Genomic DNA, 26,796 nt, shown 5'->3' with positions numbered 1-26,796 from the left:
CCCCTCGCAAGAGAGAAATTTTCAACCACCTCTTGCACAACGAGTATTATGGTATACCATCAGACAACAAGACCTGATAACCCTCACCAGGAGCCATCCATGAGTTTCGAAATCCGTAAGATCGTCACCTACTCCGAAGAGACCCGCATCGAAGGCGGCAAGGCCACCGACAAGCCGGTGACCATGGTCGGCCTGGCCGTGGTGATCAAGAACCCATGGGCCGGTCGCGGTTTCGTTGAAGATCTGAAGCCGGAAATCCGCGCCAACTGCTCGGACCTGGGGGCCCTGATGGTCGAGCGCCTGACCGCCGCCATCGGTGGTGCCGACAAGATCGAAGCCTATGGCAAAGCAGCCGTGGTCGGCGCCGATGGTGAAATCGAACACGCCTCGGCGGTGATCCACACCCTGCGCTTCGGCAACCACTACCGCGAAGCGGTGCAGGCCAAGAGCTACCTGAGCTTCACCAACAAGCGCGGCGGCCCGGGCACGTCGATCCAGATCCCGATGATGCAGAAGGACGACGAAGGCTTGCGTTCGCATTACATCACCCTGGAAATGCAGATCGAGGACGCCCCGCGCGCCGATGAAATCGTCGTGGTCCTGGGCGCTTCCGACGGTGGCCGCCTGCATCCACGCATCGGCAACCGCTACATCGACCTGGAAGAACTGGCTGCCGAAAAAGCCAACGCTCAATAACAACAACCAGGACGGGCCGGGGCGTAACCTAGCTAGCCGCCGCGCCCGCCCCTGAAGGAGCGCCCTCCATGATTCAGCCTGTTGCTGAACGCACCCCCGCCGGCACCAGCTACCTGTCTGTTGGCCAGGGCCAACCCGTGGTACTGATCCATGGCGTGGGCCTGAACAAGGAAATGTGGGGCGGTCAGTTCGTTGGCCTGGCCAACGACTACCGCGTCATCGCCTACGACATGCTCGGCCACGGCCACAGCGCCCTGCCGGCCGCCGACATCGGCCTGGAAGGTTATGCCGCCCAGCTTGCCGAGCTGCTCGACCACCTGCAGATCACCCAGGCCACCGTGATTGGCTTCTCCATGGGTGGCCTGGTCGCCCGCGCGTTCGCCCTGCATCACCCGCAGCGCCTGGCAGCGCTGGTGATACTCAACAGTGTGTTCAACCGCACCCCCGAACAGAGTGCCGGGGTTATCGCCCGCGCCGCCCAGGCGGCCGAGCAAGGCCCCGACGCCAATGTCGACGCCGCGCTCGACCGCTGGTTCAGCCGTGAATACAAGGCCGCCAACCCGGCGCAGGTCGCTGCCATTCGCCAGGTCCTGGCGAGCAACGACCCGCAGGGCTACCACACCACGTATTCGCTGTTCGCCACCCAGGACATGTACCGCGCCGGCGACCTGGGCAGCATCCAGGTGCCGACGCTGATCGCCACCGGCGAACTCGACTCGGGCTCCACCCCGGCCATGGCCCGCCAGCTCGCTGCCAGCATTCCGGGTGCGCACTGCGTGGTCCTCGCCGAGCAACGGCATATGATGCCGGTGGAAGCACCGCGCGAAGTCAACAAGATGCTGCTGGACTTCCTCGCGCAAGCCCGCACCCTCACCGAATCCGCCAAGGGGATTGTTGCATGACCCTCGTTCGTTTCCAGATGTGCATCGACGGCCAATGGCGCGATGCCCAGAGCGGCAAGACCTTCGACAGCCTCAACCCGGCCACCGCCCAGGCCTGGGCGCAGTTGCCCGACGCCGACGAAGCCGATGTGGAGCTGGCCGTGCAGGCCGCCCAGCGGGCCTTCGACAGCCAGCAATGGCGCAGCATCAGCGCCACCGCGCGCGGCAAGCTGCTGCGCCGCCTGGGCGACCTGATTGCCGAGAACAAGGAACACCTGGCGCAGCTGGAAAGCCGTGACAACGGCAAGCTGATCCGCGAAACCCGCGGCCAGGTCGGCTACCTGCCGGAGTTCTTCCACTACACCGCAGGCCTGGCCGACAAGCTTGAAGGCGGCACCCTGCCGCTGGACAAGCCGGACCTGTTCGCCTACACCGTGCACGAGCCGATCGGCGTGGTGGCCGGGATCATCCCGTGGAACAGCCCGCTGTACCTCACCGCGATCAAGTTGGCACCGGCCTTGGCCGCCGGCAACACCATCGTGCTCAAACCGTCCGAGCACGCCTCGGCGACCATCCTCGAACTGGCCCGCCTGGCCCTGGAAGCTGGCTTCCCGCCTGGCGTGGTCAACGTGGTCACCGGCTACGGCCCGAGCACCGGCGCGGCGCTGACCCGCCACCCGCTGGTACGCAAGATCGCCTTCACCGGCGGTGCCGCCACCGCCCGCCACGTGGTGCGCAGCAGTGCCGAGAACTTCGCCAAGCTGTCGCTGGAGCTGGGCGGCAAGTCGCCGAACATCATCTTCGCCGACGCCGACCTGGACAGCGCCATCAACGGCGCCGTGGCCGGCATCTATGCCGCCTCCGGGCAAAGCTGCGTGGCCGGCTCGCGCCTGCTGGTGCAGGACGAGATCTTCGACGAGTTCGTCGCCCGCCTGATCGCCCGCGCCAAGCGCATCCGTATCGGCAACCCGCAGGACGACGCCAGCGAAATGGGCCCGATGGCCACTGCACAACAGTTGGCCGTGGTCGAAGGCCTGGTAGCGGCGGCCAAGGCTGAGGGCGCCAAGCTGCACATGGGCGGCAAGCGGGCCGAGGTCGAGGGTGACGGCTGGTTCTACGAGCCGACCCTGTTCGAGTGCGACAGCAACTCGATGACCATCATGCAGGAAGAAGTGTTCGGCCCGGTTGCTGCGGTGATCCGCTTCAAGACCGAAGAAGAAGCCCTGGCCATCGCCAACGACTCGCAGTTCGGCCTGGCGGCCGGCATCTGGACCCGCGACCTGGGCCGTGCCCACCGCCTGGCCCGCGACGTGCGTTCGGGAATCATCTGGGTCAATACCTACCGCGCCGTCTCGGCCATGGCGCCGATCGGCGGCTTCAAGAACAGCGGCTACGGCCGTGAGAGCGGCATCGATTCGGTGCTGGCCTATACCGAGCTAAAGACGGTGTGGATCAACCTGTCCACCGCGCCCATGCCCGACCCCTTTGTCATGCGCTAGGAGAACTGCGTCCATGATCGAACCCGGCATCTACAAAGACGTGATGGGCTCCTTCCCGTCCGGCGTCACGGTGGTCACCACCCTGGACGCCGACGGCGGCATCGTCGGCATCACCGCCAGCGCGTTCAGCGCGTTGTCGATCGACCCGGCACTGGTGCTGTTCTGCCCCAACTACGCCTCCGACACCTACCCGATCCTGCGTGACAGCAAGCAGTTCGCCATTCACCTGCTGTCTGCCGAGCAGACCGCCGAGGCCTACGCGTTCGCCGGCAAGGGCAAGGACAAGGCCAAAGGCATCGAGTGGCACCTGAGCGAGCTGGGCAATCCACTGCTGACCAAGGCCACGGCGATCATCGAATGCGAACTGTGGCGCGAATACGATGGCGGCGACCACGCGATCATCGTCGGCGCGGTGAAGAACCTGGTGCTGCCGGCCGAGCCGGTGACACCGATGGTCTACCACAAGGGCAAGCTGGGCGCGCTGCCGCCATTGGGCTGAGACACCTCATTGGCTTCTTCGCGGGCTCGCCCGCTGCCACAGGTCCTGCACAGGTTTCAGTATCTATGCGCTCCCTGTGGGAGCCGGCAAGCCCGCGAAGAAGCCCACACCGATGCCCCTATTTTTCCGGAGCACTGCCCATGAGCACTGAAAAGTACGAGAAAGGCCTGCAGATCCGCACCCAGGTACTGGGCGAGGAATACGTCAATCGCTCAATCCAGAACGCCGACGCGTTCACCCAGCCACTGCAGGAGCTGGTCACCGAGTACTGCTGGGGCCACGTCTGGGGCCGTGAAGGCTTGTCGCTGAAAGAGCGCAGCATGATAAACTTGGCCATGATTTCCGCGCTCAACCGGCCCCACGAGCTCAAGCTGCACATTCGCGGCGCCTTGCGTAACGGCCTGAGCCGTGAACAGATTCGCGAGATCCTGCTCCAGGTCGGCATTTATTGCGGCGTGCCCGCGGCGGTGGACAGCTTCCGCCTGGCCCGCGAAGCGTTCGCTGAAGCCGATGCGGAGTCAACCCGTTAACACCGGGCTGTTCGAACCCATGCAAGGAGCACCCGAGGTTCGTGGTGCTGCTGCAGTTGCGGTCGGGCAGCCTCTTTCAGAGCGCACTCGATGAAACGCCAGCCACTCGACGACAGCTTCAAGGTCAACCGCAACCCCGTTACCCTGCGCGAAATCGTGCTCGACAAGCTGCGCGCCGCAATCATGAACTTCCACCTGCTGCCAGGCGACCGCCTGGTCGAGCGCGACCTCTGCGACCGCCTCGGCGTCAGCCGCACCTCGGTACGTGAGGCCCTGCGTCACCTGGAGTCGGAAGGCCTGGTGGAGTTCGCCGACGCCAAGGGCCCGCGGGTGGCCATCATCACCCTCGAAGACGCCCGCGACATCTATGAACTGCGCTGCGTGCTCGAAGGCCTGATCGTGCAACTGTTCACCCTGAACGCCAAGGCCAAGGACATCCGCGCCCTGGAGCGCGCCCTGGAAGTCAACCGCGAAGCCCTCGAAGAAGGCGAGCTGCAACAGGTGCTGGATTCGGTACAAGGCTTCTACGATGTGCTGCTGGAGGGCTCCGGCAACCAGGTGGCAGCGCAGCAGCTGCGCCAGTTGCAGGCGCGCATCAGCTACCTGCGCGCCACCTCGGTTTCACAGGAAAACCGCCGCGGCGCCAGTAACCGGGAAATGGAAAAGATCGTCGAGGCGATCAAGAGCGGCGACCCGCTGCTGGCCCACCAGGCCTCGGTCGATCACGTCCGCGCCGCAGCCAAGGTGGCCCTGGACTACCTGCGCCAGAAGCAGGACGACAACACCAAGGTGCGCGACATGGTCGAGCCCCTGGCCCTCAAGGAGCCACGTATACAACCCCGCATAGGCCGCTGACCATGCCCAACGCCCCGCGCTACTGCCCGCACTGCACCACGGAACTGGCCCGGGGCGTTCCCACAGGCGACACTCACGAACGCCTGCACTGCACCGGCTGCGGCTACATCCACTACATCAACCCGAAGATCATCGCCGGCTGCATCATCGAGCGCGATGGCAAGTACTTGCTATGCCAGCGTGCAATCCCACCGCGCCCGGGCACCTGGACCTTGCCCGCCGGTTTCATGGAAGCCGGCGAGACCACCGAACAGGCAGCCTTGCGCGAAGTCTGGGAAGAAACCGGCGTGCGCGCCGAGATCGTCTCGCCGTACTCGATCTTCAGCGTGCCGAAGATCAGCGAGGTGTACATCATCTTTCGCGCCATCGCTACCGAGGAAACCGGGCAATACGGGGCGGAAACACTGGCCTGCAAGTTCTTCGAGCCGGATGAGGTGCCCTGGGACGACATCTACTACCCGGCGATCCGGCAGATTCTGGAGCGCTACATTCTCGAGCGGCAGGCTGGGGTGTATGGCATCTACATGGGCAATGACGACACCGGCAAGGTGCACTTCATTCGCTAGCCTGTGCCGGGCTCTCATCCGCGGCCATCCGCAGGCGTCACCTTCAGCGCCGCCCCTCGGCCAGCATGCGCACGGCCAGGCCCGCCAGCACCGTGCCCATCAGCCAGCGTTGTAGCTGCTGCCACGATGGGCGCCCGGCCAGGAACACCGCAATCGACCCGGCCATGATCGCGATCAGGGCATTCACCGTGACGCTGATGGTGATCTGCGTCGAACCCAGCACCAGCGACTGCAACAGCACGCTGCCATGGCCCGGCTCGATGAACTGCGGCATCAGCGACAGGTACATGACGGCGATCTTGGGGTTGAGCAGGCTGGTGGCAAAGCCCATGCTGAACAGCCGCCGCGGGCTGTCGGCCGGCAGCTCGCGAACCTGGAATGGCGAACGCCCGCCAGGGCGCAGCGCCTGCCAGGCCAGGTACAACAGGTACAGCGCGCCGCCGATACGCAGCGCGTCGTAGGCAAACGGCACCGCCATCACCAGGGCGGTGATACCGAGTGCGGCGCAGACCATGTAGATGACGAAGCCCAGGGCTACACCGCCCAGCGAGATCAACCCGGCCTTGCGGCCCTGGCAGATCGAGCGGGAAATCAGGTAGATCATGTTCGGCCCCGGGGTCAGGACCATGCCGAGGCAGATCAGGGCGAAGGTGAGCAGTTGCGCGGTATCTGGCATGGGCACGTCCTGGTTGTGCGTTGAAGTGTTGCGAGTTTATCCGAGGCCGTGCCTGTCGTCTGCTCCAGCCTCACCCCAATTGCGCGGCGATCAAGCCCACGGCCACCGTGATCATCGCCACGCCGGAAAGCCGCCCGACCAGCTTCGCCGCCTGCGGTCGGGTGCTGAGCACGGCTTTGGCGCCATAGCCGACCAACGAATAGATCACCAGCGAACTGCACAGGTGCACCAGCCCCAGCAGCAGTATCTGCACCGGCACCGGCCAACTCGACTGCGGGTCGGTGAATTGCGGCAGCAGGGCCAGGAACAGCAGGAACACTTTCGGGTTGAGGCCACTGACACAAAACCCCTTGAACGCCCAGCGCGACCCCGAATCCCCCGCGCCGCCCTGCCCGGCCGCCGGCAATGCCGGGCTCAGCAGCAGGTTGCCACCCAGCCACAGCAAGTAGCTGCACCCTGCCAGGGTCAGCAGGGTGAGCGCCAGCGGGTGGCCCGCCAGCAGGCTGCCTACGCCGGCCGCCACCACCAGGGTCGCCAGGAAATGCCCCGACAACATCCCCGCTACCGCAGGCATCACCCAGCGCCCGCGCATGCCCGCCGAAATGGCATAGGCCCAGTCCGCGCCAGGGGTTATCACAAACAGCATCGACACGGCCCAGAACGCCGCCAGAACACTGAGAGCCACTTGAATCTTCCTTCTTCCACTGCTTTGGGATGAGCAAAAGATTACGTATTCCGCTGCGGCATTTTCTTTCGTATATTCCCTCCATGCCTTCAGTTACTGGAAGATTCTTCTCAATGGACAGGATCGATCGAAAAATCCTTGCCGAGCTGCAAAAAGATGGCCGGCTATCGGTGACCGAACTGGCCGACCGCGTCGGGCTCAGCCTGTCGCCTTGCCATCGGCGTTTGAAGGCACTGGAGGAAAACGGCGCGATTCTTGGCTATCACGCCCGGTTGGCGCCCAGTGCGCTGGGCCTGAACTTTGCGGCCCTGGTATTCGTTACCCTGCGTGAAGTCACCCGCCAGCCAGTGGCGGACTTTGAAGCGGCCTTGGCCGAGATCCCGCAGATCGTCGAAGCACAGCGGCTGTTTGGCGACCCGGATTACCTGCTGCATGTGGTGGCAAGGGACTTGCCGGCATTCCAGAAGCTGTACGACGAGCAGCTGACCAGCATTCCGAATGTGAAGCGGTTGAGTTCGACCTTGGTGATGAAAGAGGTGATTCAGGATCGCTTGTTGCCGATGTAGCGGTTGGCTTCTGCTGCTGGCTTCCCTTCACCACCTTTTCAGCTGCCCCGCAAAGGCGCACAGCGCACCACCACAGCCCAGCGCAAACCGCCCGCCAGCCGCCCACCCCGTCTACTCCAGGCCGTCCCGGCCAGTGGCACCCTTCTTGCTACCGTCACCCGCTTAAGCTTTTGTCAGCCTTAGGTTTTTTAAGGTTTATGGGCACATATTTACTAATTTCTCGTTATCCCCGCGCCCCGCATCATCACTCCAACAAGAACGCGTCGCCCTTCGTCGGCACGCCCCCGGGCAGTTCCCGATGCCCTACCTTGCCTTGGAGTCAGTCATGACCAGTGCAGCCAATTCGGCACCCTTGATAGAAAAACACACGATCGGCTATGTACCCCCGCAAGACCGCCATGGAAAGGTAAGGGATCTGTTCACCCTGTGGTTCGGCGGCAACATCGCGCCGCTGCCCATCGTTACCGGCGCATTGGGCGTGCAGCTGTTCCACCTGAACCTGCTGTGGGGCGTCGTCGCCATCCTGGTCGGCCATTTGCTTGGCGGAGTACTGATGGCGCTGCACTCGGCCCAGGGCCCGCAGATGGGCATCCCGCAGATGATCCAGAGCCGTGCGCAGTTCGGCTCGCTCGGCGCGTTGCTAGTGGTGGTGATCGCCGGGGTCATGTACATCGGCTTCTTTGCCTCCAACATCGTCCTTGCCGGCAAGTCGCTGCACGGTGTGGTCGACGCTGTGCCCGTGCCGGTGGGCATCGTCATCGGTGCGCTGGGCTCGGGCATCATCGGCATCATCGGCTACCGCTTCATCCATGTGCTCAACCGCATCGGCACCTGGGTGCTGGGCATCGGCATCGTGGTCGGCTTCGGCTACATTTTCAGCCATGTGCAAAGTGACGACTTCCTCACCCGCGGCGGCTTCAACCTGGCCGGCTGGCTGGCCACCGTGTCGCTGGCGGCGCTGTGGCAGATCGCCTTCGCCCCGTACGTGTCGGACTATTCGCGCTACCTGCCGGCCGACGTCAAGGTCAGTGCGACGTTCTGGACCACCTACCTGGGTTCAGCGCTGGGTTCGAGCCTGTCGTTCATCTTCGGCGCCGTGGCGGTACTGGCGCTCCCGGCCGGCATGGACACCATGGACGCCGTCAAGCTGGCCACCGGGACCCTGGGGCCGATCATGCTGGTACTGTTCCTGCTCAGCGTGATCAGCCACAACGCGCTCAACCTTTATGGTGCGGTGCTGTCGATCATCACCCTGGTGCAAACCTTTGCCTACCGCTGGATCCCCACCGCCAACAGCCGTGCGGTGCTGTCACTGGTGGTGCTGAGCGCCTGCTGCGTGGTGGCGGTGTTCGCCTCGGCAGACTTCATCGGCCATTTCGTCGACATGGTGCTGGTGCTGCTGGTGGTATTGGTGCCGTGGACCGCGATCAACCTGATCGACTTCTATGCCATTCACAAGGGGGACTACGACATCCAGTCGATCTTCCAGGTCGATGGTGGCATCTATGGGCGTTACAACCCGCAGGCGCTGGTCGCCTACGCCGTCGGCATCGTGGTACAGATCCCGTTCATGAACACGCCGTTGTATGTCGGGCCGATTGCCGAGCACATCAACGGCGCAGACTTGTCGTGGCTGGTGGGGCTGGCGGTCACTTCGCCGCTTTACTGGTGGCTAGCCAGCCGCGACAGCGCCTACCGTCGTCGCCAGGCCGGTGCCAAGGTTGCCATGGGGCATTGACCTCCTCTGCGCTCGATCCGGCATCACAGGGTGAGCGGCAAGCCAGTCAGGCGCCCTCGGGTAACAGGCTACGGTCGAACATGTACGCCCGCTCACCCTGAGGCGTATAGGCATACAATTGCTGCGGCCGCCCCAGCCGCGGCTGGTTCTTCTCCCCGGTATCCCTCACCCACCCCAGCTCGCGCAAGCGCTCCAGCCGCTTGCGCAGCGAGGTGTTGTTCACCGCCTGCCCCAGGCAAGCCTGCACAGCCCCCAGCGCATCCAGCACGGTGAACTTCTCTGCCAGCAGGTACAGCGGCAAGCTGCTGTACACCGTTTTTGCGGCAAGGCGCTCGCGGGCGCGGCCGACCAGCAGGTTATGGTCGAACGGCAGCAGCACCTTGCGCTCCAGCACGCTGTCCAGATCGAAGAACGCCAGCTGCTCGCCCTCGACCTGCTGTTGCGGGTCGAGCAGCGCCAGGTAGAAGGTGCTCAACGACCAGCCCCTGGGGTCACGGAAGGCATTGCCTTCGGTACCCACCTGCTCCAGATAACGCGGCGATACCCGGGCCTTTTCGCGCAGGGCCCGGTCGGCAGCGCCTTCCAGGCTGGTATCAGGGGTTCGGCCATTGACGATGACCCCGGGCAAGGCCCACTGGCCGGCATGCGGTTCTCGCTCACGACGGTGCAACAACACTTGCAGATGCTGCGCTTCAGGGGCCATGCGCAGGGCGACGATATCGACGCTGGCCAGGACTTCGGTGCTACTCACGGGATGGCTCCGCTCGGGAATTCGCCTATATTCCACCAGAGATGCTAAGTAGTACAAGCAGAAAACCTGAGATAAAAAGCGCTTGACACACTTAATACACCAGGTGAACTATATGGCCATCCCAGCAAGGAGAACCGCCATGAAGATCGCCAGCTTCGATGTCGACGCGCAAAATGGCTTCACCGCCAACGCCCCGCAAGAGCTACCCGTGCCCGAAGGTGATGAAATCGTGGCGGATCTGAATGCCATGGCGCTGCGCGCCGACCTGCGCCTGGGCAGCAAGGACGCTCATCCAGCCAATGCCGCCTGGGTGGTCGCCGACCACGCCGACATGTTGCAGCCGCTACAGCTGGCCGATGCCGACCTGACCTGGGTCAGCCACTGCGTACCCGGCACCGCGGGTTTCGAACTGCTGCCCGGCCTGCCCGCGCCCATCGATTATGATTACTTCGTCTGGAAAGGCGTCGAGCCCGACCTGCACCCCTACGGTGCCTGTTACCACGACCTGGCCGAGCGCCGCTCCACCGGGGTGATCGAATACCTCAAGGTACACCAGGTGGGCACGGTGATCGTTGGCGGCCTGGCCCTGGACTACTGTGTCAGGACCACCGCCCGGCAACTGCGCCAGGCCGGCTTCCAGGTGCTGCTGTACCTGCCCGCCTGCCGCGCCCTCACCCAGGCGGGCGCGATCGAGGCGTGTGGCGCGCTGGCCGCCGAGGGCGTGATCCTCTGCGGCGACGAAGCGGCACTCGACCACCAGCTTGCCCGAATCAAGGAAGACCGCCCATGAGCGATAGCGTTTTCGGCCCGCGTATCATCCAGAACCTGCTGGATACCGACTTCTACAAGATCACCATGATGCAGGCAGTACTGCACAACTACCCCAACGCCGAGGTGGAGTGGGAGTTCCGCTGCCGCAACAACGAGAACCTCGCCCCGTACCTGGCAGAGATCCGCTACCAGGTGGAACAACTGGCCGAGGTCAGCGTCACCCACGACCAGCTCGCCTACCTGGAGAAAATCCCCTTCATCAAGGCGGATTTCATCCGTTTTCTCAACCTGTTCCGCTTCAACCTGCGCTATGTGCAGGTGTACCTGGATGATGCCGGGCAACTGGCGATCCGCGTGCGCGGGCCATGGCTGCATGTGATCCTCTACGAAATCCCGCTGCTGGCGATCATCAGCGAGGTGCGCAACCGTTACCGCTATCGCGAGGTGGTGATCGAGCAGGTTCGAGAGCGTCTGTACCAGAAACTCGACGGGCTCAAGGCCGAGGCCAGCAACGAAGAACTGGCCGGCTTCCAACTGGCCGATTTCGGTACCCGGCGGCGCTTTTCCTACCGGGTGCAGGAAGAGGTGGTACACATCCTCAAGCGTGACTTCCCGGGCCGCTTTGTCGGTACCAGCAATGTGCACCTGGCCCGGGAATACCAGCTCAAACCGATCGGCACCATGGCCCACGAATGGTTCATGGCCCACCAGCAGCTCGGCCCGCGGCTGGTCGACAGTCAGGCTGCCGCGCTGGAATGCTGGGTGCGGGAATACCGCGGGTTACTCGGCATCGCCCTGACCGATTGCATTACCATGGACGCGTTCCTCGGCGACTTCGACCTGTACTTCGCCAAGCTGTTCGACGGCCTGCGGCACGACTCGGGCGACCCGTTGGCTTGGGCGGAAAAAGCCATTGCGCACTATGAGCGACTGGGGATCGACCCGAAGAGCAAGACGCTGATCTTTTCCGACGGGCTGGATTTTGCCAAGGCGCTGGGGTTGTACCGGGCGCTGCATGAGCGGATCAACGTGAGCTTTGGCATTGGTACTCGGCTGACGTGCGACATTCCAGATGTGGAACCGATGAATATCGTGATCAAGATGACCGCCTGCAACGGCGCGCCGGTAGCCAAGATTTCCGACAGCCCGGGCAAGACCCAGTGCCGCGATGAGAACTTCGTGGCTTATCTGAAGCATGTCTTTCAGGTGAACTGAGGCCCGTGTTGCCAATGCTCCTCTGACTGCCCTACACACAACTCCAGAAAGCGCGCCGCCGCCCGCGACGGCGTCGCTGCATGCGGCACCAGGATGGAAAACCGCCGCACCAGCGCTTGCGGCGCAACCTTCAACCGGCGCAGCGCACCGTCTTCGTGGCGGATCGACATCGCCGACACGAAACCGATGCCCATCCCGGCCCGCACCGCCTCCTTCACCCCTTCCACCCCGGCAATTTCCAGCGCCACGCGCATCGCCACGCCACTGCGGGCAAAGGCCCGCTCGACGATCTGTCGCACTCCCGAGCCGCTTTCGCGCAACACCAGCGGGTAAGCCCCCAGCGCGGCCAGCGTTTGCTGGTCGCTGTCGGCCAGCGGATGTCCACGCGGCACGATGGCTACGATTTCGTCTTGCCGCCACGCCGTCACTGCCGTGCCCAATGGCAACTCCTGCCCAGGGGGGCCTTCGATCAGGGCGATATCAACGCTGTCCAGCGCAGCGACGACTTCCGCCGTGTTGCCATGGGAGGTGCTGACCTGCACCTCCGGGTAGCGGGCGTGGAAATCGGCAATCAGGTAGGGCAACAGGTAGCTGGCCGGCGTGGTACTGGCGCCGATGCGCAGGGTCCCACGCTCCAGCCCGCGCATGGCCTCGCGCAGCGCCTGGGCCTGGCGGAAGGTTTCGCGCAGCCGCTCGGCATGGGCCAGCAACTGTTCACCGGCTGCGGTCAGCCGCACGCCGCGGCCGGCGCGTTGGTAGAGGGGCTCGCCAAAAGTCTCCTGCAGCAGTTTGAGCTGGCCTGACACCGCCGGTTGCGACAGGTGCAGGGCCTGGGCCGCATGGCTGATGTTGCCATGCTCGGCAACGGTGGCGAATGTTATCAGTTGTTCCGGGGTCATGAATTTAAAATATCAGCTTTGCGGATACTTGCCATTCCAAATTACGATTTTTTATAAGCTTATAACCGGATTAACGTAAGCCATGTCGAAACACCTACCCGGAGGACACACATGGCCACGGTACCGTCCATCCCCGCTATTGCACCCACCCTCTCCGCTCGCGGGCGGCTCAATGGCATTCTGTTCGTCGCGCTGTTCGCGCTTGCGGTCACCCAGCTGGCCGCCCTGCCTGCCATCGCCAGCCTCGGTATCAGCCCGCTGATTGTCGGTATCGTCGCCGGTGCGCTGTACGCCAACGCGCTGCGCGACGCGGTACCCGCAAGCTGGGCTGCAGGCATCAACTTCTCCGCGCGCGGCCTGTTGCGCATTGCCGTTGCCTTCTTCGGCCTGCGGGTCAGCCTGCAGGAAATCGCCGAAGTCGGCTGGGCGGGGCTCATCGTGTCCGTGCTGGTGGTGGGCAGCACCCTGCTGATTGGCTTGTGGTGCGGCATGAAGGTGTTCAAGCTGGACCGCGATACAGCCTTGCTGACCGCTGCCGGCAGCGCGATCTGCGGCGCCGCTGCGGTACTGGCATTCGAGTCTGCCCTGCGCAGCGCCCCGCACAAGAGCGCCATGGCGGTCGGTAGCGTGGTGCTGTTCGGCACCCTGTCGATGTTCCTCTACCCGCTGGCGATCAACGCCGGCTGGCTGCAACTGGACACCCTGGGCGCTGGCCTGTTCCTCGGTGGCACCCTTCACGAAGTGGCGCAAGTGGTCGGCGCGGCCAGCAACGTCAGCGCCGATGCCACGCATATCGCCACGATCGTCAAGATGACCCGGGTCATGCTGTTGGTGCCAGTGCTGCTGTTGGCCGGGTGGTGGATCAGCCGTGCACGCCAGCCGGGCCAGGCACAAGGCAACGGGCGCATCGCCATGCCCTGGTTCGCCCTCGGCTTCCTGGCGCTGGTACTGGTGAATTCGCTGCAGGTGCTGCCGGGCAGCGTGACGCAGGCGGTCAACAGCCTGGATACCTTCGCCCTGACCATGGCCATGACAGCGTTGGGAATGGAAACGCGCTTCAGTCAGATTCGCCAGGCCGGGCCGCGGGCGCTGGCCACCGGGGCGATCCTGAACCTGTGGCTGATCGGCGGCGGGCTGGCGATAACCCTCGGCGTGCAGAAGCTGCTGGGATGAGGTGGAACCTGGTTGGCTTGTTTGCGGGTGAACCCGCTCCCACAGCTCCAGCGCGATCCTTGTGGAAGCGGGTTTACCCGCGAAGATGGCAAACGGGTCTCAAGCTTTTTCAGCATCCCCCTCGTTGCCGCTCACATTTCTCGGTATGGTGTTTGTCAAAGAAGGATGTTTTACCCGCACAGGAAAGACTTAGATGCCACAACGCCATGTCATCAATGCATCCGTCAGCCCCAAAGGCAGCCTGGAGACGCTGTCACAACGTGAAGTGCAGCAACTGAGTGAAGTCGGTACCGGTAGCCTTTACACCTTGTTCCGCCAGTGCGCCCTGGCCATTCTCAACACCGGCGCCCATGTCGACAATGCCAAGACCATCCTCGAGGCCTACCAGGACTTCGAGGTACGTATCCACCAACAGGACCGTGGCGTGCGCCTGGAGTTGCTGAATGCCCCAGCCGACGCCTTCGTCGATGGCGAGATGATCGCCAGCACCCGTGAAATGCTGTTCAGCGCCCTGCGCGACATCGTCTACACCGAAAGCGAGCTGGCCAGCCAGCGCATCGACCTGGAAAGCTCCCAGGGCATCACCGACTACGTGTTCCACCTGCTGCGCAACGCCCGCACCCTGCGCCCGGGCGTGGAGCCGAAGATGGTGGTGTGCTGGGGTGGCCATTCGATCAGCAGCGAGGAATACCAGTACACCAAGAAGGTCGGCCACGAACTGGGCCTGCGCAAACTGGACGTGTGCACCGGCTGCGGCCCGGGCGTGATGAAGGGCCCGATGAAAGGCGCAACCATCGCCCACGCCAAGCAGCGCATGCACGGCAGCCGCTACCTGGGCCTTACCGAGCCAGGGATCATCGCCGCCGAAGCTCCCAACCCGATCGTCAACGAACTGGTGATCCTGCCGGACATCGAGAAGCGCCTGGAAGCCTTCGTCCGTGTCGGCCACGGCATCATCATCTTCCCGGGCGGTGCCGGTACGGCCGAGGAGTTTCTCTACCTGCTGGGCATCCTCATGCACCCGGACAACCAGGGCCTGCCGTTCCCGGTGGTGCTCACCGGCCCGCGCAGCGCCGAGCCATACCTGCAGCAATTGCACGCCTTCGTCGGCGCCACGCTTGGTGAAGCGGCGCATCGCCTGTACCAGATCATCATCGACGACCCGGCGGAAGTGGCCCGGCACATGGTCGAGGGGCTCAAGGAGGTCAAACAGTTCCGCCGTGAGCGCAACGATGCGTTCCATTTCAACTGGCTGCTGAAGATCGAAGAAAGCTTCCAGCGCCCGTTCGACCCCACTCACCAGGCCATGGCCGACCTGGAACTGCGGCGCGATCTGCCCGCCCATGAACTGGCCGCCAACCTGCGCCGGGCGTTCTCCGGCATTGTCGCAGGCAACGTCAAGGACAAGGGCATCCGCCTGATCGAGGAACACGGGCCGTACCAGATCCGTGGCGACAGCGCCGTGCTGGACCCACTGGGCCGGCTGTTGCAGGCGTTCGTCGACCAGCACCGGATGAAACTGCCTGGCGGCGCGGCGTATGTCCCGTGTTACCAGGTAGTGACCTGATCCCGGCTACTCCGGACCGTTGATCCGCCCTCGGCATAAGGCCCTCAGCCGAGGTCGGCCATCGGCCTTTCGACAAAACGGATACTGTCCCGTCCACTGCGCTTGGACTGGTACAACGCCACATCGCCCTGCTCGATCAGCGCCGCCAGGCTTGCCGGTGGCTGATCGAACAGGTTGGCACCGATGCTCAAGGTGACGGGCTGCGGCGTGGGTGCCGTGTTGCCGGCATACTGCTGGAACTGCTCACGCAGCAACCCACCCAGTTCCAGCACCCGTTCGCTGCTTGTGCCGCACAGCAAAATGACGAACTCATCGCCACCCAGGCGGGCTGCCAGCGAGCGCTCGGGCAGCAGCGTGCGGATCATCTCGCCAAGGGCGACCAGCAAGCGGTCGCCTGCCACATGCCCGTGCAGGTCGTTGACCAGTTTGAAATTATCGATGTCGATCAGCAGCAAGGCCCCGGGCTGCGCCGGGCTCACGTCCTTGAAGAACGGCCCTGCGCGCACCTCCAGGGCCCGCCGGTTATACAGCGCGGTCAACGGGTCGCGCGCTGCCAGCCGGGCGATCCGCTCCTCGCGCCGGTAGCGCACAGTGCCGGTCATGGACAAGGCGATGAGCATGATCGCCATCGTCCCCTCCACCAGGGAAACCTGGATGATCAGCCCGCCGAAGGTGGCCAGGTCGATCAGCGTACCCGGGGTGATGGCGATGACCGCCTTGCCCAGGTAGAACAGCCCATGCACCAGCAATACATAGCGCAACTGCACCGCGCCAACGCTCAGCGACCGGCCGTGCGGCCGCAACAACAGGCTGGCCTTGAGCGTCAGCAGTGCCACCAGCAACGAGTTGGCCATCAGCATCACGTTCGACCACTGCGGCCCTACGGGTAACAGCAGCAAGGCGAACCACAACGGGACTACCAGCAACCAGCGACGTGACAGGCGCACCTGGGTGAAGCGCAATACGCCCATCAGGAACAGCCCGTGCGCCACCACCAGCAAGCCGTTGGCGAACCAGATACCGATCAGCAGCAGACCGATGCCGCGCAGCAAGGCCAGGGTCGAACCGACGGTGATGGTGGCAAAGCCTGCGCTCCAGAACAGCAGCGACGGCTCGCGGACACTGCGCCATTCGATCGCAAGGTACAACGCCGCGGCAGCAGCCAAGGCGATCGAAATGGTCAGCATCGTGGGTGGATCAAGCGCCATGGACGGATTGGCCTGTCTGGTTAACGAGGAAGGACGCGATTGTATGCGCTGTCAGTGATTCTACAGAGCGCATACGTGCAAATGTTTCGCTGCCCGTCTGGGCAGCCAATCACGCGTCGTCACGAAAACGGTCCCAGCCACGCCCTACCCCGCAAGCGTAGCCTGACACGTGCCGTGCGGCACACTACACTCGGCCTATCTATCAGGGAGGGGATCGACGTGCCCATTGCCGCAAGCGAGCGCCAGCCGAGCCGACGTGGAGCGGTCATCTGGCTGACCGGCCTGTCCGGTGCAGGCAAATCAACCTTGGCCATGGCCCTGGCCTGCCGCTTGAACGCGCTGGGACAGGTCAGCTATGTGCTTGATGGCGATGCACTGCGCAGCGGCCTGAACGCCGACCTTGGTTTCACCCCCACCGACCGGCACGAAAACATCCGCCGTGCCGGCGAGGTCGCCGCGCTGTTCGCCGATGCCGGCCTGATCTGCATCGCCGCGCTCATTTCACCCTATCGCGCCGATCGTGCCGCCGCACGCAAGGCCTGCAAAACGGGGTTCCATGAGGTGCATGTCAGCGCCGACCTGGCAACCTGCGAGGCACGCGACCCCAAGGGGCTGTATCGACGGGCACGGGCCGGCGAGCTGCGGGGGTTCACCGGCATCGATGCACCTTACGAGACGCCGCTGCACGCCGAGTTGGTGGTAGACACTGCCAGTGTTGCAGCCGAGGTATCGCAGCAGCAGTTGCTGCGCTATGTACAGGAGCATGTCCTGCATCAGGCACTCGAGCAGGTGCTGGAGCAACAGTCACCCCAGCCCGCTCGATGACCGGGCTCAGGACCCCGGCGTGAGGTCCCCTTGCTGCCAGCGCGCTTCGCTGCTGCTCAGGGCCTGGGCGATGTCGGCGAGCTCGCCGGACGGCAGGGTCGCCGGTAGCGGGTCAAGCCCGGCACTGGCGAACAATTGGCCATAGCTGTTACGTAACTCGGCATAGGCCAGGTCGCGGCGCAGATCCGCCTGCAAGGCGTTCAGCTCGCCCTGGATCAGCTCCAGCTCGCCAATGCCTTCGGCCTGATGGCGGTTGCGCAGTTGCTCGACGATCTGCTGGTCGAGAACAACCAGTTGCTGGCTCGTGGCGAATTGCCGGCGGGCCTCGCTGAAGTTGGCATTGGCCACGTACAGCTGGGCGAGGATGGCCATCGACATCGCCTGGCGGCGAGCCTCGACCACCTGTTCGCCAGCCTTGGCCACATCGATCGAGGCTGGGCCAGACAGCACATTGAACAGGTTCCAGGTGATCTTCACACCATAGTCGGCCCAGTGCTGGTTGGTCAGGAAGCTGTTGCTGTCGTAATGGCCACCAGCGGAGAACTCCAGCCCCGGCAACATGCGCAGCATCGATTTGCGCACCTCGGCGGCGCTGATGCGCGCCTGGTAGTCCTGCTCGCGCAGTTCCGGGCGCGATGCCAAGGCCTGCTGTTCCAGGCTGTCCAGGCCCACCTTCAACTCGGGCACGGCATAATCGGTGTTCTCCGCCAGGGTCAGTTCACTGCCCGGCGGCAGGTTGATCAACGCGCCCAGTTCGGTCTTGGCCAGCGACAAGGCCCGTCGCTGCTCTTCCAGCTGGCGGGTCGCCTCGATCAGCGACCGCTGGTAGGTCAACGCCTGGATCGGGTCACCAATACGCTGGTCGCCCATGCGCTGGCTGTTGTCGCGAGCCTGCTCGACCCGCGCCATCAAGGTGTCGATCTGCTTGAGCAGGCGCTCGGCGGCCACTGCCCGCCAGTACGCCGAACGCACGTCCTGAATGATGGTCTGTACCACCTTGCGGCGGCGCTCCTGCACGATCAGGCGCTGGTCGCCCTGTTGCTTGGCACTGACATAGCTGACGCCGAAATCCAGCACGTTCCAGACCATGGTCAGGTCGGCCACGTCCCGGTCGCGGTCCTGGGAAGTCGAGGGTTCCAGGGATTGGGTATTGGTCAGCACGCTGCGGCTGCTGGAAGCGCTGACGTTGCTACGCCCGGCATAGCCCGCGGAGGCTGCCATACGGGGCAGCATGTCGAACGTGGCCAGGTCCACCTGACGCTGGGCCAGGGCTTCTTCCATCACCTTCAGGCGAGCTTCCAGGTTGTACTTGACTGCCCGGGCCATCGCCTGGTGCAGTGTCAGCGGGCCTTGCAACGCCTCCTGGCCCTTGAACATGCTGGCCAGGTCCTGGCGTGCCCGTTGCTCGCTGACGCTGCGCTCGATCGGCTGGGTCTTGACGGCACAGCCGGTCACCGCCAACGCCAACAGGCTCACCGCAAATATCCTTGACGCTCTACTCATCCCTTCCGCCCCCTTTGGCACGGCAAATTGCTTGTTTTTCTGGTCTTGTCGCCCCTCATGGCCGACGCTCACGCCTGAGGGATAGCTGCCTTGATCTGTCCCAGCGCCTGGGCCAGCTTGCTGACCTGGCGCTGCTCATTGTCCCTGTATGCCTGCAATTGCTGGCTGAGGGTCGGTGCCCCGGACAGGCCCTTGCCTGCCCCGGCCTCGGCGCCTTGGCGCCATGGTTTACCCCCGTTCAGCTCGTACTGGCCGCCGTCATCCGGCAGCATCTTGTCGAAGATATTGGCCAGGCTGCTGGCCCCGAACACATTGGCATCGCCGCCGCCGAAGCCGAGGAAGCCCGCGCCGGAACCATCGCCGAGGGCATGCTGCTGGCCCACGAAAACCTGGGCCAGGTAGCTTGGCGCCAAGGCGCCATTGCCAATGAAGATATCGCCAACAGTCGGTAAGCCACCGCCCGGGCTCGGCACCTCGAACAATGGCGGCGGCACCAGCGGCGACTGGAACGGCGGCAGCGGCGCTGCAAGCGGCGCGAGCACCGCTGCAGTCGAGCCGGGAAGGCCCGCTTTGGCAGGCGGATAGGCACGGTACTCTGGGTCGCCATCGCTGGACGGCAATGGCTGGCCCTGGCCGCTGAAACCGCCCACCAGGGCATTCCCGGCAATATCACTGATGCCTGTGTCATCGGCTTTCAGCGCCAGTGCCAGCGTGCCGCTACCCGCCACTGCAGCGACATTGACCTGCCAGGTATGGCCGTCGATACGCACCAGCGATTGCAAGGTGCCCGTGGCACTGCCGGTCGCTACCAGTTGGAAATCAGCCAGGTCGACACCCCTGACCTCCTCGCTGAAGGTGACCGTGAACGCTTGGCTGCCGGGCGTGGAAAGCGCAACCGGGACGATCGACTCGACGCTTGGCAGACGCGTGTCGACAGTCACTCCGGCGCTGTCCCCCACTGCATTGAGCCCCGGGTTCAGCGCATTGCCGAGCGCGTCGTGCAGGGTCGCACCATTGGCCGAAAGGCCCAGTACCTGCACGCCATCGGCATCGTTGTCGCCGGCCTGGATGCGGTACTGGAACACCAGCGTGGTGGTCGCCGATCCGGCGACGAAATCGGCAAACACCGTACGCCCGCCGATGTCCAGCGCCAGCTGTGGAACGCCATCGACGATGACCGCTTCGCTGGTATTGACCACGAAGGTCAGGACATCACCCGCGTTGTAGGCGACCCCGGCCGGCACGCCGACACTGCTTACCGTGGGCGCGTCGCGATCGATGCTGTAGGCCGCGCCCACCAGGCCGCCACCGAGCAGGTTGCCGGCGACGTCGCTGATGCCGGTACCGCTGGCCTTGAGGTTCAGCCCCAAGGTGCCGGTGCCGCTCACGCCACTGACGGTGATTTCGTAGACACCTTCGCCGAGCTGGCGCAGGCCGCTCAACGTACCGCTGGCGGAACCGCTGCTGGCCAGGCTGAAGTCACTCAGGTCCACGCCATTGACGCGTTCGCTGAAGGTCACGGTGAAGCGCACGCTCTGTGCATTGCTTGGCGATGGGTCGAGCGTGACGATGGCAAGCGCGGTCGGTGCCTGGGTGTCGACCAGCACCTGGCGCATATCGGCAATGTTGTTCAAGGTAAGGTTCATGGCATTGCCCAGTGCATCGTTCAAGCTCGCACCGTTGGCCGCCAGGCCCGTCACGCTGATACCGTCGCTGTCGTTGTCGCCGGCCTGGACGATGTACTGGAATACCAGGGTCGCCGTGCCCGCACCGGCCACCAGCTCGGCGTAGACCGCGCGCCCGCCCAGGTCCAGCAGCAGCCGCGGAGCGCCATTGACCTCGACTGCCTCGCTGGCATTGACCACGAACACCAACGCATCGCCGACATTGTAGGTCACGCCAGCAACCGGCCCGCCGACGCTGGTCACGCTCGGCGCACGGGTATCGACGAGATAGGCATTGGACTGCGCCGTGCTGTCGCCGTGGTTGCCTTGGGCGTCGGTGACCGCGCTGGTGTCCAGGTGCACCCGGTTGCCGTTGCTCTGGCTGCCGGTGCTCGGGGTCAAGATGGCCGTCCAGGTGATACCGCCATCGCTGCTGGCCAGGCTGCTCAGCACGCCGTCATCGGCCTGGAGCTGGGCCAGGGACAGGCCGCTAACCGCCTCGTTGAACGTGATGGTCACCAGGCTGGTCTGGCCGGCGCCCAGGCTGCTGTTGGCAACCACGATGCTGGCCGCTGGGCGCTGGGTGTCGATGGCATAGTTGTTGGAGTCCGTGGTGCCGACCCCGGCATTGCCGGAGGCGCCGACCACGCCGCTGTTGTCCAGGCTGATGAGGTTGCTGGCGTCCTCGACGTTGGCGGCCGGGGTGAACGTCGCCGTCCAGGTCACGCCGCCATCGCTGCTGCTCACGGCACTCAAGCTGCCGTTGCTCACGCTCAGGTCGCTGTTGTCGAAGCCGCTCACCGCCTCGCTGAAGGTGATGGTCACCAGGCTCGACTCACCGGCACGCAGCGCGTTATCGGCGACCACGATGGTGGCACTGGGCAGCACGGTATTGACCGTGTAATTGGCCGACTGGGTGGTGCCGGTGCCGACGTTGCCGGCCAGGTCGGCGATGCCGCTGTTGTTCAGGCTGATGACGTTGCTGGCATCCTGCACCGCCAGCGCCGGGGTAAAGGTCGCGGTCCAGGTGATGCCGCCGTCGCTGCTGGCCAGGTTGGCCAGGGTGCCGTTCTGCGCGCTGAGGTCGGCCAGGTCGAGGCCGTTCACCGCTTCGCTGAAGGTGATGGTGACCTGGGTCGTCTCGCCGGCACGCAACGCACTGTCGGCCAGCACGATGGTCGCCGTCGGGCGCTGGCTATCGATGCTGTAGTTGTTCGAAGCGGTACTGCCGCTGCCGGCGTTGCCCGCCGCGTCGGACACGCCGCTGTTGTCCAGGGTGATGAGGTTGCTGGTGTCGGTGATCCCGCTGGCCGGCGTCAGGGTCGCGGTCCAGGTCACGCCACCATCGACGCTGCTCAGCCCACTCAAGGTGCCATTGGCCACCGTCAGGTCAGCAAGCGTGAAGCCGCTCACCGCTTCGCTGAAGCTGATGGTCACCAGGCTGGTCTGGCCGATGCCCAGCTGGCTATCGGCAACCACGATGCTGGCCGTCGGGCGCTGGGTGTCGATGGCAAAGTTGTTGGAGTCGGTACTGCCGACCCCGGCATTGCCAGAGCTGGCGCCTACCACACCGCTGTTGTCCAGGGTGATGAGGTTGCTCGCGTCCTCGACATTGCTGGTCGGGGTGAATGTCGCCGTCCAGGTAATGCCGCCGTCGCTGCTGCTCACGGCACTCAAGGTGCCGTTGCTCACGCTGAGGTCGCTGTTGTCGAAACCAGTCACTGCTTCGCTGAAGGTAATGACGACCAGCGTGGTCTCGCCCACGCTCAGCGCATTGTCGGCTACTACGACAGTGGCGGTGGGGGCCACGGTGTTGACGATGTAGTTGGCTGACTGAGTGCTGCCAAGCCCCGCGTTGCCGGCCAGGTCGGCGACACCGGTATTGTCCAGGGTGATGAGGTTGCTGGTGTCGCTGATCCCGCTGGCAGGCGTCAGGGTGGCGGTCCAGGTGACGCCGCCATCGACGCTGCTCAGCCCGCCAAGGGTGCCATTGGCCACCGTCAGGTCGGCGGTGCTCAAGCCGGTCACCGCTTCATTGAAAGTGATGGTGACCGTGGTGGTCTCGCCGACCGTGAGGGTGGTGTCGGCGACCGTAATCACAGCAGTCGGGCGCTGGGTGTCGATGGCGTAGTTGTTCGAGTCTGTCGTGCCGCTGCCGCCATTGCCCGCCACGTCGATTACCCCGGTATTGTCGAGCGTGATGAGGTTGCTGGCATCACTGACGTTGCTGCTTGGGGTCAGGGTCGCGGTCCAGGTAACGCCACCGTCGGCGCTGGCGAGACCGCTCAGGCTAGCGTTGGCCACGCTCAGGTCGGCAAGGGTAAAAGCGCTTACCGCCTCGCTGAAGGTGATGATCACCGTGGTGGTCTCGCCGATGCGCAGGGTGCTGTCAGCCACCACGATGGTCGCGGTCGGGCGCTGGGTGTCGATGGCGTAGTTGTTGGAACTGGTGGTGCCGCTGCCGCTATTGCCAGCCACGTCGGTCACCCCGGAGTTATCCAGGGTGATCAGGTTGCTGGTATCGCTGACGCTGCTGTCCGGCGTCAGGGTCGCGGTCCAGGTGATGCCGCCGTCCGCGCTGGCGAGCCCGCTCAACGCGCCGTTGGCGACGCTGAGGTCGGCAAGGGTAAAACCGCTTACCGCCTCGCTGAAGGTGATGGTCACCGTGGTGGTCTCGCCGATGCGCAGGGCGCTGTCAGCCACCACGATGGTCGCGGTCGGGCGCTGGGTGTCGACGGCGTAGTTGTTGGAGCTGGTGGTGCCGCTGCCACTATTGCCAGCCACGTCGGTCACCCCGGTGTTATCCAGGGTGATCAGGTTGCTGGTGTCGCTGACGTTGCTGCCCGGGGTCAGGGTGGCGGTCCAGGTGATACCACCATCGGCGCTGGAGAGGCCGCTCAGGCTACCGTTGGCCACGCTCAGGTCGGCAACGGCAAGACCGCTTACTGCCTCGCTGAAGGTAAGGGTGACCAGCGATGTCTCGCCGGCCCGCAAGGCGCTGTCGGCTACCACGATGGTGGCGGTCGGGCGCAAGGTATCGATGGCATAGTTGTTCGAATCGGTGGTGCCGCTGCCGGCATTGCCGGCAAGGTCACTGACCCCGGTGTTGTCCAGGGTGATCAGGTTGCTGGCATCACTGACATTGCTGCTCGGCGTCAGGATCGCGGTCCAGGTGATACCGCCGTCAGAACTGGCGAGGCCGCTCAGGCTACCGTTGGCCACGCTCAGGTCAGCGAGGGTCAGGCCGCTCACCGCCTCGCTGAAGGTGATGGTCACGGTGGCCGTGTCGCCAATTTTCAAGGCCGTGTCGCTGATGCTGATCGTGGCAGTCGGGGCAATGGTTTCCTGGATCGCCACCTGCACCGCAGCTGCAGCGGATGTGCCCCCGTCACCGTCATTGAGGGTGATGCTCAGGGTGCGGCTGGCCTGGCCGATGGCGTTGCCGGCATTGCTGTTTTCGTAGGTGAGGTTGCGCACCAGTGCCTGCACTGCCGCCGCATTGGCATTGGCGTTGAACGTAACCACCAGGTTGGCCCCACCGCTGCCTCCAGTCACGCTGCCGATGGTGACCCCGCCATAGCTCACCGTGCTGCCACTGACACCGATCTGCCCGGCGCCAGTGCCCTGGTTGCGCAGCCCCAGCACATCCTCGCTGGCCACGCCATTGGCGCTGATCGCCACGGTCAGGTTGCCACCGGCGAAATCGGCGGAATCGCTGTCGCTGACCGTGGCATTGCCACCGCTGTCGATCAGCACCGCGCCGCTGCCCTGAGTGAAGGTGACGCCGTCACCATTGAGGTTGCCGATCACCGGCACACTATTGAGCGGCTGCACCACCACCGAGGCTGTGCGGCTGGTACTGCCCATGTCGTCGTTGACGCTGACCGCCACGCTACGGGTACCGCTGGTGTAGGCCACGGCAGCGTTGCCGTAGGTTACCGCGGCGAGCACCGCGCGGTATTGCGCCAAGGTGGCGACACCGCTCAGCGTCAGCACCGTGCTGCCCGACCCGCTGACAGTGATGCCGAAGCTGGCTGCGCTGGCAATCTGCCCGGCACTCAGTGAGAGGGTTTCGTTGCCGACATCCACCACACCGCTCAGGGTCAGGGTAGCGCCGCTGACCTGGGTGTCGCCATCGGTCTGGGTGAGGCTGAGGTTGGGTACGATCGCCACCGGCGTGCCGGCGAAGTTCACCGTGCTGTCGTTACCGCCGGTGGTGGTGTCCAGGTCGACCACGGGCGGGGCGGCATACAGCACCTCGTAGGCACCGATGTCCACCCCGGCGCCACGCGGCCGGACAAAGCCGCGCAGGTCGGTGAGCGTGGCACCGGCAGCAGTGCCCTGGTCGATCGCATTGCTGGCGGTCGAGGCCAGGCGGTAGTCACCGCCTGCAGCGTTGACGAAGTCGACCGAAACGCCGATCAGGTTGGTGGTGCTGGTATAGCCGCCACCGCTGCCGTTGTTGGTGGCGGCATCCAGCGCGACGCCGTTGACGGTGTTGCCGGTAAGGATGCTGTTCTGCACCGTCACCGTGCCAGCGCTGCCCGAAGACCAACCAAGACCGGCCGAGCTGATCGTGCCGGTGCTGGTGCTGAAGATGTTGTTGGCAATGGTGCTGTTGACGATGCTCACCGAGCCGCCGGTATTGTTCAGCACGATCACTGCACCGGCGGCGACGACGCCAGTGGCACCGTATTCGCCGATGTTGTCGTAGATCGCCACGTTTTCCAGCACGTGGTTGTTGGCCCCACCCAGGCGGACCAGTGACGACATGGCCGTAGCGTTGACGATACTGCCATCGTTGTCGTGAATGGTGGTGTTGCGCACGATCACCGTGGAGCCTACCGTGGTCGCCGAGTTGATCACGGCACCGGCGTTGTCCTGGAAGTTCGAATCTTCGACGGTGATCGAGCCCGAGTTGGCCCGGATTGCACCGCCGGTCAAGTTACCGGAGAAATAGCGGAAGTCCAGGTTGCGTACGGTCAACGCACCGCCGCTGTTACTCTGCAGGCCCGACGATTCGACCGCATCGCGCAAACCATTGTTGTTGACATCGCCGCTGAGGATGATATCGCCCTGGCGGTCACCATCGACGTCGCCGTTGATGGTGATATTGCTGGCAACCAACAGCGCTGAAGCCGTGGACCAGCGGATGGTGTGCCCTTTCAGCGTCTGGTGGAAGACAATGATATCGCTGCCGCTGCCGGCGCTGGAGCCATCCACCGCAGCATCCGTGTTGGCCGCCTGGATGGCCTCGGCCAACGACACCTTGCCGTTGAGCGCCGTGGAAGATGCATCGGTGTCGGTAACGGTAATGGTCGCCAGCGAGGTGGTGAACGCCGACAGGTCACCGCGCTGCACGCCCGTATCTGTCGCCAGCACCCCGGAGACGGTTTCCAGCTGCCAGTCCTCGCCGGCGCGATTGCCGGTGGCATTGGCCGAAGCGCCGACATCGGCGCCGGTGAGCCGCGCCACCTGGTCAACGAATAGCTGGCCATCGCTGCCTGCGCCGGTGTTACAGGCGAAGAAACGAATGTCGCCACCCTCCGCCAGGCTGGCGCCGATGCGCGCCAGGTCGCTGGCGTGGCTGGCCAACTGGTTGGTCCACACGGCATTGCCGGCCAGGTAGACGTAGCCACTGTCACCGTGGCTGATGATATCGATGCTGGTCACGTCGCTACGGCCATCGAGGTAATCGGCAATCTGCCTGAAACCATCCTTGCCGTTTTCCAGCACCACCACCTCGACCCCTGCGGGAAGGCCGGCAATCAGCTTCTGGTAGTCACTGACGGCGGAGTCGATGAACACCACTTCGTGGCTGCCCGCAGCAGTGCTGGCCGGCGCCGTTGCGGGGGCGACCTGGTGCGCAGCTTCAGTGTCCGGCGTGCTGCTCGCATCGCTGGCCAGGCTGGGGTCCTTGGCCGTTGCGGCTTCCACGGCCTGGGCGCCCTGGTCGGCGACCACGGCTACCGAGGCGTCAAACATCATGCGCGGTTCCAGCGCCTGGATGAGGCTCGGACGGTTCACGG

The 26,796-nt window shown here is 64.4% G+C and carries 21 protein-coding genes; 14 read left to right on the top strand and 7 right to left on the bottom strand.

Going from position 1 to position 26,796, the window contains the following annotated elements; genetic code table 11:
- The first annotated feature begins 99 nt into the window (after positions 1-99).
- The 7 genes from QSV36_RS13605 (at position 100) to QSV36_RS13575 (ending at position 5,526) form a co-directional block, all read left to right on the top strand.
- Positions 100-696 carry an amino acid synthesis family protein gene (locus QSV36_RS13605; protein WP_003258678.1) on the top strand — a complete coding sequence of 199 codons (597 nt, stop codon included), beginning with the start codon at positions 100-102 and terminating at the stop codon, positions 694-696.
- Positions 697-764: 68 nt separating this feature from the next.
- Positions 765-1,598, top strand: a complete 834-nt coding sequence (locus QSV36_RS13600; protein ID WP_289132319.1) for an alpha/beta fold hydrolase — start codon at positions 765-767, stop codon at positions 1,596-1,598.
- Positions 1,595-3,076: an aldehyde dehydrogenase gene (locus tag QSV36_RS13595; protein WP_289132317.1), complete on the top strand. Its 1,482-nt coding sequence runs from the start codon at positions 1,595-1,597 to the stop codon at positions 3,074-3,076. The genes QSV36_RS13600 and QSV36_RS13595 overlap by 4 nt, the downstream gene beginning before the upstream one ends.
- A gap of 13 nt (positions 3,077-3,089) precedes the next feature.
- Positions 3,090-3,575, top strand: a complete 486-nt coding sequence (locus QSV36_RS13590; protein ID WP_225777444.1) for a flavin reductase family protein — start codon at positions 3,090-3,092, stop codon at positions 3,573-3,575.
- Positions 3,576-3,715: 140 nt separating this feature from the next.
- The gene (locus tag QSV36_RS13585; protein ID WP_170030291.1) at positions 3,716-4,105 is read left to right on the top strand and encodes a carboxymuconolactone decarboxylase family protein; all 390 of its coding nucleotides are present in this window, start codon (positions 3,716-3,718) and stop codon (positions 4,103-4,105) included.
- 90 nt (positions 4,106-4,195) lie between these two features.
- Positions 4,196-4,960 carry a GntR family transcriptional regulator gene (locus QSV36_RS13580; RefSeq protein WP_289132316.1) on the top strand — a complete coding sequence of 255 codons (765 nt, stop codon included), beginning with the start codon at positions 4,196-4,198 and terminating at the stop codon, positions 4,958-4,960.
- A gap of 2 nt (positions 4,961-4,962) precedes the next feature.
- Positions 4,963-5,526, top strand: coding sequence for an NUDIX hydrolase (locus QSV36_RS13575; RefSeq protein WP_225777441.1), 564 nt, complete (start codon positions 4,963-4,965; stop codon positions 5,524-5,526).
- A gap of 43 nt (positions 5,527-5,569) precedes the next feature.
- Here the strand turns inward: QSV36_RS13575 and QSV36_RS13570 are convergent, their stop codons facing one another.
- A complete protein-coding gene (locus QSV36_RS13570) occupies positions 5,570-6,202 on the bottom strand; it encodes a LysE family translocator (RefSeq protein ID WP_289132313.1) in 633 nt (210 codons plus the stop codon).
- A 70-nt stretch (positions 6,203-6,272) separates the two neighbouring features.
- A complete protein-coding gene (locus tag QSV36_RS13565; protein ID WP_289132310.1) occupies positions 6,273-6,887 on the bottom strand; it encodes a LysE family translocator in 615 nt (204 codons plus the stop codon).
- Positions 6,888-7,000: 113 nt separating this feature from the next.
- Between QSV36_RS13565 and QSV36_RS13560 the strand changes: the two genes are divergently transcribed.
- A complete protein-coding gene (locus QSV36_RS13560; RefSeq protein ID WP_170030296.1) occupies positions 7,001-7,453 on the top strand; it encodes an Lrp/AsnC family transcriptional regulator in 453 nt (150 codons plus the stop codon).
- A 325-nt stretch (positions 7,454-7,778) separates the two neighbouring features.
- Entirely contained in the window at positions 7,779-9,191 is a 1,413-nt protein-coding gene (locus QSV36_RS13555) for a purine-cytosine permease family protein (protein ID WP_289132304.1), read from the top strand.
- A 46-nt stretch (positions 9,192-9,237) separates the two neighbouring features.
- Here QSV36_RS13555 and QSV36_RS13550 read toward each other — a convergent pair whose 3' ends face one another.
- Positions 9,238-9,942, bottom strand: a complete 705-nt coding sequence (locus QSV36_RS13550) for an NrtR DNA-binding winged helix domain-containing protein (protein WP_289132302.1) — start codon at positions 9,940-9,942, stop codon at positions 9,238-9,240.
- A 139-nt stretch (positions 9,943-10,081) separates the two neighbouring features.
- Here QSV36_RS13550 and QSV36_RS13545 point away from each other — a divergent pair, with 139 nt between their 5' ends.
- On the top strand, positions 10,082-10,732 hold the full coding sequence (locus QSV36_RS13545) for an isochorismatase family protein (protein WP_289132300.1): 651 nt from the start codon (positions 10,082-10,084) through the stop codon (positions 10,730-10,732).
- Positions 10,729-11,928, top strand: coding sequence for a nicotinate phosphoribosyltransferase (gene pncB / locus QSV36_RS13540; protein ID WP_289132298.1), 1,200 nt, complete (start codon positions 10,729-10,731; stop codon positions 11,926-11,928). The genes QSV36_RS13545 and pncB overlap by 4 nt, the downstream gene beginning before the upstream one ends.
- Here pncB and QSV36_RS13535 read toward each other — a convergent pair.
- Positions 11,916-12,827 (bottom strand): LysR family transcriptional regulator, encoded by a 912-nt coding sequence (locus QSV36_RS13535; RefSeq protein ID WP_289132296.1) that lies wholly within the window; start codon positions 12,825-12,827, stop codon positions 11,916-11,918. The two genes, pncB and QSV36_RS13535, sit on opposite strands and share 13 nt — an antisense overlap.
- Positions 12,828-12,938: 111 nt before the next feature.
- Here QSV36_RS13535 and QSV36_RS13530 point away from each other — a divergent pair, with 111 nt between their 5' ends.
- Both QSV36_RS13530 and ppnN read left to right on the top strand, forming a co-directional pair.
- Entirely contained in the window at positions 12,939-14,000 is a 1,062-nt protein-coding gene (locus QSV36_RS13530; protein WP_289132294.1) for a YeiH family protein, read from the top strand.
- Between the two features lie 193 nt (positions 14,001-14,193).
- Entirely contained in the window at positions 14,194-15,567 is a 1,374-nt protein-coding gene (gene ppnN, locus QSV36_RS13525) for a nucleotide 5'-monophosphate nucleosidase PpnN (protein ID WP_225777432.1), read from the top strand.
- A 44-nt stretch (positions 15,568-15,611) separates the two neighbouring features.
- On the opposite strand, the gene QSV36_RS13520 is transcribed toward ppnN, so the two are convergent.
- Positions 15,612-16,775: a GGDEF domain-containing protein gene (locus QSV36_RS13520; RefSeq protein WP_289132291.1), complete on the bottom strand. Its 1,164-nt coding sequence runs from the start codon at positions 16,773-16,775 to the stop codon at positions 15,612-15,614.
- 219 nt (positions 16,776-16,994) lie between these two features.
- On the opposite strand from QSV36_RS13520, the gene cysC reads away from it, so the two are divergent.
- Positions 16,995-17,600: an adenylyl-sulfate kinase gene (gene cysC / locus QSV36_RS13515; RefSeq protein ID WP_289132290.1), complete on the top strand. Its 606-nt coding sequence runs from the start codon at positions 16,995-16,997 to the stop codon at positions 17,598-17,600.
- 6 nt (positions 17,601-17,606) lie between these two features.
- Here the strand turns inward: cysC and QSV36_RS13510 are convergent, their stop codons facing one another.
- Together QSV36_RS13510 and QSV36_RS13505 are read right to left on the bottom strand one after the other, a co-directional pair.
- On the bottom strand, positions 17,607-19,103 hold the full coding sequence (locus tag QSV36_RS13510) for a TolC family protein (protein WP_289132288.1): 1,497 nt from the start codon (positions 19,101-19,103) through the stop codon (positions 17,607-17,609).
- A 68-nt stretch (positions 19,104-19,171) separates the two neighbouring features.
- Entirely contained in the window at positions 19,172-26,755 is a 7,584-nt protein-coding gene (locus QSV36_RS13505) for an Ig-like domain-containing protein (protein WP_289132287.1), read from the bottom strand.
- Positions 26,756-26,796: the final 41 nt, after the last annotated feature.

This window comes from Pseudomonas sp. BCRC 81390, from assembly GCF_030341915.1.
Classification (GTDB): domain Bacteria; phylum Pseudomonadota; class Gammaproteobacteria; order Pseudomonadales; family Pseudomonadaceae; genus Aquipseudomonas.
The sequence above is the reverse complement of the archived record's forward strand: the minus strand, read 5'-3'. Positions and strand labels throughout refer to the sequence as shown.

Excerpts from the sequence above, each read along its gene's own strand:
- QSV36_RS13535 (WP_289132296.1), bottom strand. The coding sequence starts at position 12,827 with ATGACCCCGGAACAACTGATAACATTCGCCACCGTTGCCGAGCATGGC.
- QSV36_RS13590 (WP_225777444.1), top strand. The coding sequence starts at position 3,090 with ATGATCGAACCCGGCATCTACAAAGACGTGATGGGCTCCTTCCCGTCC.
- QSV36_RS13530 (WP_289132294.1), top strand. The coding sequence starts at position 12,939 with ATGGCCACGGTACCGTCCATCCCCGCTATTGCACCCACCCTCTCCGCT.
- pncB (WP_289132298.1), top strand. The coding sequence starts at position 10,729 with ATGAGCGATAGCGTTTTCGGCCCGCGTATCATCCAGAACCTGCTGGAT.
- QSV36_RS13570 (WP_289132313.1), bottom strand. The coding sequence starts at position 6,202 with ATGCCAGATACCGCGCAACTGCTCACCTTCGCCCTGATCTGCCTCGGC.
- QSV36_RS13555 (WP_289132304.1), top strand. The coding sequence starts at position 7,779 with ATGACCAGTGCAGCCAATTCGGCACCCTTGATAGAAAAACACACGATC.
- QSV36_RS13600 (WP_289132319.1), top strand. The coding sequence starts at position 765 with ATGATTCAGCCTGTTGCTGAACGCACCCCCGCCGGCACCAGCTACCTG.
- ppnN (WP_225777432.1), top strand. The coding sequence starts at position 14,194 with ATGCCACAACGCCATGTCATCAATGCATCCGTCAGCCCCAAAGGCAGC.
- QSV36_RS13510 (WP_289132288.1), bottom strand. The coding sequence starts at position 19,103 with ATGAGTAGAGCGTCAAGGATATTTGCGGTGAGCCTGTTGGCGTTGGCG.
- QSV36_RS13545 (WP_289132300.1), top strand. The coding sequence starts at position 10,082 with ATGAAGATCGCCAGCTTCGATGTCGACGCGCAAAATGGCTTCACCGCC.
- QSV36_RS13580 (WP_289132316.1), top strand. The coding sequence starts at position 4,196 with ATGAAACGCCAGCCACTCGACGACAGCTTCAAGGTCAACCGCAACCCC.
- QSV36_RS13605 (WP_003258678.1), top strand. The coding sequence starts at position 100 with ATGAGTTTCGAAATCCGTAAGATCGTCACCTACTCCGAAGAGACCCGC.
- QSV36_RS13585 (WP_170030291.1), top strand. The coding sequence starts at position 3,716 with ATGAGCACTGAAAAGTACGAGAAAGGCCTGCAGATCCGCACCCAGGTA.
- QSV36_RS13595 (WP_289132317.1), top strand. The coding sequence starts at position 1,595 with ATGACCCTCGTTCGTTTCCAGATGTGCATCGACGGCCAATGGCGCGAT.
- QSV36_RS13560 (WP_170030296.1), top strand. The coding sequence starts at position 7,001 with ATGGACAGGATCGATCGAAAAATCCTTGCCGAGCTGCAAAAAGATGGC.
- QSV36_RS13505 (WP_289132287.1), bottom strand. The coding sequence starts at position 26,755 with ATGATGTTTGACGCCTCGGTAGCCGTGGTCGCCGACCAGGGCGCCCAG.
- QSV36_RS13520 (WP_289132291.1), bottom strand. The coding sequence starts at position 16,775 with ATGGCGCTTGATCCACCCACGATGCTGACCATTTCGATCGCCTTGGCT.
- QSV36_RS13575 (WP_225777441.1), top strand. The coding sequence starts at position 4,963 with ATGCCCAACGCCCCGCGCTACTGCCCGCACTGCACCACGGAACTGGCC.